4 protein-coding genes and 1 pseudogene are annotated in these 6,966 nt (G+C 67.7%); 4 read left to right on the top strand and 1 reads right to left on the bottom strand.

Annotation, left to right across the window (positions count from 1 at the left end):
* Positions 1 to 142: 142 nt before the first annotated feature.
* Positions 143 to 1,023, bottom strand: a protein-coding gene (locus tag RM812_RS40205) for an IS5 family transposase (protein WP_311585653.1) whose coding sequence is annotated in 2 segments (ribosomal slippage) — positions 143 to 663 and positions 663 to 1,023 — 882 coding nt in all. Because the reading frame shifts where the segments join, the coding sequence is not laid out codon by codon here.
* Positions 1,024 to 1,218: 195 nt separating this feature from the next.
* Between RM812_RS40205 and RM812_RS40200 the strand changes: the two genes are divergently transcribed.
* The 4 genes and pseudogenes from RM812_RS40200 to RM812_RS40185 all read left to right on the top strand — a co-directional run.
* A complete protein-coding gene (locus tag RM812_RS40200; protein WP_311585651.1) occupies positions 1,219 to 1,491 on the top strand; it encodes a hypothetical protein in 273 nt (90 codons plus the stop codon).
* Positions 1,492 to 1,866: 375 nt separating this feature from the next.
* On the top strand, positions 1,867 to 3,090 hold the full coding sequence (locus RM812_RS40195; RefSeq protein WP_394816598.1) for an IS701 family transposase: 1,224 nt from the start codon (positions 1,867 to 1,869) through the stop codon (positions 3,088 to 3,090).
* Between the two features lie 1,338 nt (positions 3,091 to 4,428).
* On the top strand, positions 4,429 to 5,862 hold the full coding sequence (gene ltrA / locus RM812_RS40190; RefSeq protein WP_311585649.1) for a group II intron reverse transcriptase/maturase: 1,434 nt from the start codon (positions 4,429 to 4,431) through the stop codon (positions 5,860 to 5,862).
* Positions 5,863 to 5,988: 126 nt separating this feature from the next.
* A pseudogene (locus RM812_RS40185) lies at positions 5,989 to 6,966 on the top strand (IS110-like element IS117 family transposase); the annotation flags it as partial.

Below are 6,966 nucleotides of genomic sequence, written 5' to 3'. Positions count from 1 at the left end.
ATCTCCGCCGCGAAGTCCTCCAGATCACACCGGACCGCAGCCAACTCCCCACCCAGCACACCCGGTCAACGACACACCAATCAAGAAGACACGCCACCACGGACCGCACATGACCAAGCACTACTAGGCACTGTCCGGCGGATCATGGGCGGAGCCATAAGCGGACTGCCGCTGCGGTGACCGTGCCGTGGAAGACGTAGGCCCTCTTGTCGTAACGGGTGGCGACCGCGCGGGAGTTCTTGAGCCGGTTGATGGTCCGCTCGACCTCGTTGCGCCGCCGGTAGCGCTCGCGGTCGAAGCCGGCAGGTCTGCCGCCCGCGCTGCCTCTGCGCCGGCGGTTGGCCCGCTGGTCCTTCGGCTCGGGGATCGTGTGCTTGATGCGCCGTCTTCGCAGGTAGCGGCGATTGCGGCGGGAACTGTAAGCCTTGTCGCCGCTGACATGATCGGGCCTGGTCCGGGGCCGCCCGACCAGCGGGCGGGGAACCCGAATCCGGTCCAGGACCTCGATCATCTGCGGGGCGTCACCCCACTGACCTGGTGTGATCAGAAGAGCCATGGGGAGGCAGCCGCCTTCACCGGCGAGGTGGATCTTGGAGGTCAGACCGCCCCGGGACCGTCCGAGTCCCTCATCGGGGCGGTGGTGCCGGGGCGTCGTCCTTTTTTCGGGACCCGCGGCTTGGCCTTGCGGGCGCCGGCCGCGGGCTGATGGGCCCGGCAGGACGTCGAGTCGACGCCGACCATGCCCCAATCGATCCGCCCGGCAAGGTCGGCGTCGGCTTGGACCGCCTGCAAGAGCCGGTCCCAGGTGCCGTCCGCCGACCAGCGGCGATGCCGCTCGTAGACGGTCTTCCACGAGCCGTAGCGTTCCGGCAGGTCACGCCACGGAACACCGGTGCGGACCCGGAACAGAATCCCGTTCAGCACGGTCCGGTGATCGTTCCACCGGCCGCCCCGGCCACCCGGCGAAGGCAGATGCGGCTCCAGCAGCGACCACTCGCGATTCGTCAGATCCCCCCGACCCATGACCCAACCAACGAGCGACTGGCCGGAAAGTCACATGATCCGCCGAGCACACCGGGTCTGAGTACCTGTGCTCATGTGTGGTGCCCGCCACAACAGCATGCTGAGGGGCATGCGAGCAACAGGCTGTCACCCGAAAACAGATCGGTGGTCGTTATGAGGCCCGAGGGTGAACCGTCGATCGGCGAGCAGGTTGGGGTGAGCGTGGCCCTGCTCGCTATCGACCTGATGGTCATCGCCTGGCTAGTGATCATCCAATACGGGATGTCCAGCTGGGCCGACAACTACAACGGTGGCAATCCGCCCAGTGCACCCAAGGAAGCACTGCGAGGAATGTGGCTCCTGGCCGCCGGTGCTCTCGTCACTGGCGGTGGTCTCCTTGCCTTGGGATGGCGTGTTCCTGGCCTCGTGCAGGTGGTTGTCCTGGGAGTCGGAGCGGGGCTACTCGCCTACTTCGCCGCCCGTGGATAGTGCACATCCGAATCCACCCCCGCCCACCACTCGCCCCGGCTCCCAGCCCGTCCGCCTTCGACCTACACACCGTGGAGCGGTCGTGGTTCAGGGCGCCAAGGTGGAGCGCGCCACTCTACGAACGGCCTGGACGCTCTGGGCCCCGACTGCTCGGCTCTGCCTGGGTGGTGGTCGGGATGGGAGCCCAATCCGACAGTCAATGATCCGCCGGACAGTGCCTAATACTCCAGCAGGACTTCGCTGTCTGACCTGGTCTTTCGCCGGGTGGCGGGAGTGTAGCGGGACTTCGGTCGTGCGGGGGCGGTCTCACGGAGACCGCCCCTCGATCGTGCGACAACGCCGCAGGTAGTGACAGCGGCGGGGCAGCCTCCGAGGGTGATCACCGAGTATGCCGCCACGCAGTGGGACCTCGAACTGGACGATCTCTTCCTGACCATCGGGCACCGCTTCGGCCGAGTCGAGCTCCGCCGCCGCATGCGGGACTACGTACGCGGGCTGCTCGCCCCGGTAGCACGAAAGAACAGCTGGCAGCTGGCCGAACAGGCCGGCCATCGCACGCCCGACGGCCTGCAGCACCTCCTCGCCGGATCGAAGTGGGAGCCCGATGACATCCGCGACGACCTGCAGGAATACGTCGCCGGCAAGCTTGGCGAGAACGACGGCGTGCTGATCATCGACGACACCGGGTTCATCAAGAAGGGCACCACCTCCGCCGGGGTCCAGCGCCAGTACTCCGGCACCGCCGGCCGGACCGAGAACTGCCAGATCGGCGTCTTCGCCGCCTATGCCTCCGCCCGCGGCCGGGCCCTGGTCGACCGCGAGCTCTACCTCCCGAAGTCCTGGACCGAGGACCGGGAACGCTGCCGCACCGCAAGGATCCCCGACGAGCGGGAGTTCGCCACCAAGGGCGAACTGGCCCGGCACATGGTGCTGCGGGCCCTCGCCTCGCCGCTGCCCATCGCCTGGGTCACCGCGGATTCCGCCTACGGTCAGGACAACCGGTTCCGCCGGCTGCTGGAACAGTCGGGTGTCGGCTACGTGCTGGCCGTCCCCAAGTCCCAGTTCAGCGTGGGCTGTTCGCGGATCGAGGGTCTGTTCGCGCAAGCCCCCAACGAGGCATGGGAGAAGATCTCATGCGGCGACGGCGCGAAGGGGCCCCGCGTCTACCACTGGGCGGCGGTGCGGCTGCCGGCCGTCACCGAGTTCGACTACCAGGGCGAGGTCCCCCACCGGATGCGGTGGGCACTGGCCCGGCGCAGCATCAGCAAGCCCGACGAGATCGCCTACTACCTCGCCTATACGCCCCTGGAGACCACGGTCCAGGAGTTGGTGCGGGTCGCCGGGGCACGCTGGGCGATCGAGGAGTGCTTCCAGGCCGCGAAGAACGAATGTGGCCTGGACCAGTACGAAGTTCGCCGCTATGTGGGCTGGTATCGGCACATCACTTTGGCCATGCTCGCGCACGCCTTCCTGGCCGCCGCGGCACGCGAGTCCTGGGAAAAAGGGGCGCAACCAGTGGGGCGGCCGGGGTCATCGAGCTCACAGTGGCGGAGGTTCGGCGACTCCTGGCAGCTTGTCGTGTCCGACCCCCGCACCTGAGCGGACACCGCGGACGACATCACGCGCTGAGCTGGTCGAACTGGCGCCGCCGACGCCAAGCAGTTGCCCGCCGCTGTCACTACCTGCGGCGTTGTCGCACGATCGAGGGGCGGTCTCCGTGAGACCGCCCCCGCACGACCGAAGTCCCGCTACACTCCCGCCACCCGGCGAAAGACCAGGTCAGACAGCGAAGTCCTGCTGGAGTACTAGTCCCCGAGGCTCGCTCTGAGACCGGCGTCGCTGCCCACCGATGACCGGTGGTGCGTGGGTGCTGGGCAAGGTCTGATCCGACCATGGCCCGTGAGGCCTCCCGATAGAGCGACAGCCCGGAGCCTGCGCACCACCGCGGACATGCGCGTACTCGTAAGTTTCGTGGGGTGACGCGGGCGCCGGGCTGATGCCTCCGTTTCCCCCGGCCGGCCAGGCCTCTGTCAAGAGCGGCACGGCCCGGTGCCTGCGTGACCACCACGAAACTCACGGCGGCCGCCCAGACGTTGACGTCACGGCGCGAGCCCACTCCAGGGTCGACCTCTTGTTCATCGCGAGCCCCAGAGCTCTATAGACAGATCGAGGCCCCTGAAGTGCGCTGGTGTCGCGAACGGCTACTGAGATGGCGGACCGACGAGTCCTGGGATTAGGGCGCCGCGTGACCCGCATGTGCTCGTGACTTGCATGAACAATCGAATGTGGGAGGACAGCTTGACCGTGTTCTGCGGCATCGACTGGGCGGAACGCCATGTGCGCCACGAGGCGCTTGAAGTCGAGCGGAGGTGAGAGACCTCTGCCTCCTGGTCGTCGCAGCGGCTGGGTGAAGCTGGGGGCAGCCTGATCCGGGAGACGCCGGGGAGGGTGGGAGCAGCCCTGACAACGCCGGGACGTGCCAGAACTGCCAGATGGTGCGGGTCCGGCTAGCGAGACGGGAAGGTGTACGAGAGGAACCAGTGCCTGATGCCCCTTAACGGCCCACCAGCTCAAATCTGGCGGATATGGGCTGGTCGCGGTGCGTCTCTGCTTCGTGTGCGGAGCGGGGAACTCCAGGTTGTAAATGTTCGACCCGGCCTGGAGGCCATGGTGAATGTCTGCGGCGTAGCCGTGGCGATGCCGCAGGGGTAGAGCTGGGCGCCTCACCCGTCGATCGACTCTCAGGTGAACGTGGGAACCGTCCGGTGTCGTCCTCACCTCGCGCAGCCAGCGCGGCGGAAGGACAGGCACGTCGTCAGCTGACGGCACCGGGCGGGACGGAGGCTCCGTAGTAGTCCGAGGTCGGGAAAGCCGGCCACATGGCGAAGGGGGCCAGCAAGTCGGTAGTGGAAGTACTGGAATACCGGGAGACCGCTGGTGAATACGAGTGATCTGCCGTCCGGCTCGTTTCGGGCCGAGTGGCGGGTACTGGAGATCCAGACCAAGCTGCACCGTTGGGCGAACGACGATCCTCATCGTCGGTTCGACGATCTGTACAACCTCGTCTGTGATCCCGCGTTCCTGGCCATGGCCTGGGAGCGGGTCGCGGGGAACAAGGGCGCACGCTCGGCCGGAGTGGACGGCGTGACCGTCGCCTTCGTCCGGGAACGGGTCGGCGAGGCAGGATTCCTCGCCGAATTGCGGGACCAGCTGAAGTCCCGCAGCTTCCGTCCGGTGCCGGTCAGGGAACGGATGATCCCCAAGCCGGGGTCGCGCAAGCGGCGTCGCCTCGGGATTCCGACCGTGGCCGACCGGGTGGTCCAGGCGTCCTTGAAGCTGGTGCTGGAGCCGATCTTCGAGGCGGACTTTGTTCCGTGTTCGTACGGCTTCCGCCCCAACCGGCGGGCGCACGACGCGATGGCCGAGACGCGCTTTCTGGCATCCAAGACCTACGAATGGGTGTTGGAGGGCGACATCACGGCGTGCTTCGACGAGATCTCGCACTCGGCCTTGATGGACCGGGTGCGGGCTCGGATCGGGGACAAGCGCGTGCTCGCGCTGGTGAAGGCGTTCTTGAAGGCGGGCATCCTCACCGAGGTTGGCACCCCCAAGGAGACCGTCACCGGCACTCCGCAAGGCGGGATCCTCTCGCCGCTGCTGGCCAACGTGGCCCTCTCGGTCCTGGACGAGCACTTCACCCAGATCGAGGGCGGTCCGCAGACCAGCCCGAAGCGACGGTTCACCCGGCGCCGGAAGGGGTTGGCCAACTACCGGTTGATCCGGTACGCGGACGACTTCGTCATTCTGGTCTCGGGCACCCGAGCTCACACGGAAGCACTGCTTCCCGAAGTGGCGGAGGTCCTCTCCACCGTCGGCCTGCGGCTGTCGGAGGAGAAGACACTGATCACGCACATCGACGAGGGCCTCGACTTCCTCGGCTGGCGCATCCAGCGTCACCAGAAGCGAGGAGCTGACCGGCAGTACGTCTACAACTACCCGGCCAAGAAGGCACTTCGGTCCATCAAGGCCAAGACGAAGGCGCTCTGTCGGATGAACGTCAGCCTGCCGCTGGTAGTCCTGCTGCATCAGCTCAACCAGGTGCTGCGGGGCTGGACCGCCTACTTCCGCCCCGGGGTGTCCGCCAGGGCCTTCCAATACCTGCGCATGATTGTCTGGCGTCAGGTCTTCGGATGGCTCCGGCGCAAGCACCCCAAGGCAGGATGGAAGGAACTCCGCCGCCGCTTCTGCGACGGTGGATGGTGGCCCCGAGACGGGCACGTTGTCCTGTTCAACCCGGGATCGGTAGCCACCACGCGATGCCGCCCCCGCGGGACGACTATCCCGTCTCCCTGGCCCAGCGCAACGAGCTGAGGAGAACAACAGCTCAACGGGGCTTGTGGAGAGCCGGATGCGGGGCCAACTCGCACGTCCGGTTCGGGAGGGCGGCGCGGAGAAACGGACCGGGAGGACTCCCGGCACCGCGCTCCGCGCCGACCCCACCACGACGTCGCCGTCGTCGACGACACCGGCACCCTGCTCGCCAAAGCCCGCATCACCGACGACGTGGCCGGCTACAACAAGCTGCTGGACCTGCTGGCCGAACACGGCGACAGCCCCGACACCCCGATACCGGTGGCCATCGAGACCAGCCACGGCCTCCTCGTGGCCGCCCTGCGCACCGGCAGCCGCAAGGTCTTCGCGATCAACCCGCTCGCCGCCGCCCGCTACCGTGACCGCCACGGCGTCTCCCGCAAGAAGTCCGACCCCGGCGACGCCTTGGTCCTGGCGAACATCCTGCGCACCGACATGCACGCCCACCGCCCTCTGCCCGCCGACTCCGAACTCGCCCAGGCCATCACCGTGCTGGCCCGCGCTCAGCAGGACGCGGTCTGGAACCGGCAGCAGGTCGCCAATCAGGTCCGCTCGCTGCTGCGCGAGTACTACCCCGCCGCCCTGCACGCCTTCCAGAGCAAGGACGGCGGCCTGACCAGGCCCGACGCCCGCGTCATCCTCACCATGGCGCCGACCCCGGCGAAGGCCGCGAAGCTCACCCTCGCCCAGCTGCGCGCCGGGCTGAAGCGCAGCGGCCGCACTCGCGCCTTCGACACCGAAATCGAGCGGCTGCGGGGCATCTTCCGTTCCGAATACGCCCGCCAGCTTCCGGCGGTTGAGGACGCCTTCGGTCACCAGCTCCTGGCCCTGCTCAGGCAACTGGACGCCACGTGCCTTGCCGCGGACGACCTCGCGAAGGCCGTCGAAGCCGCATTCCGCGAGCACGCCGACAGCGAGATCCTGCTCAGCTTCCCCGGCCTGGGCCCCTTGCTCGGCGCCCGGGTGCTTGCCGAGATCGGCGACGACCGCAGCCGCTTCACCGACGCGAGAGCCCTGAAGTCCTACGCGGGCTCCGCACCGATCACCCGCGCCTCCGGCAGGAAACACTTCGTCGGCCGCCGCTTCGTCAAGAACAACCGCCTC

The organism is Streptomyces lancefieldiae, from assembly GCF_031845825.1.
Taxonomy (GTDB): Bacteria; Actinomycetota; Actinomycetes; order Streptomycetales; family Streptomycetaceae; genus Streptomyces; species Streptomyces lancefieldiae.
Note: the sequence above shows the minus strand (reverse complement) of the source record. Positions and strands in the feature narration are given on the sequence as shown.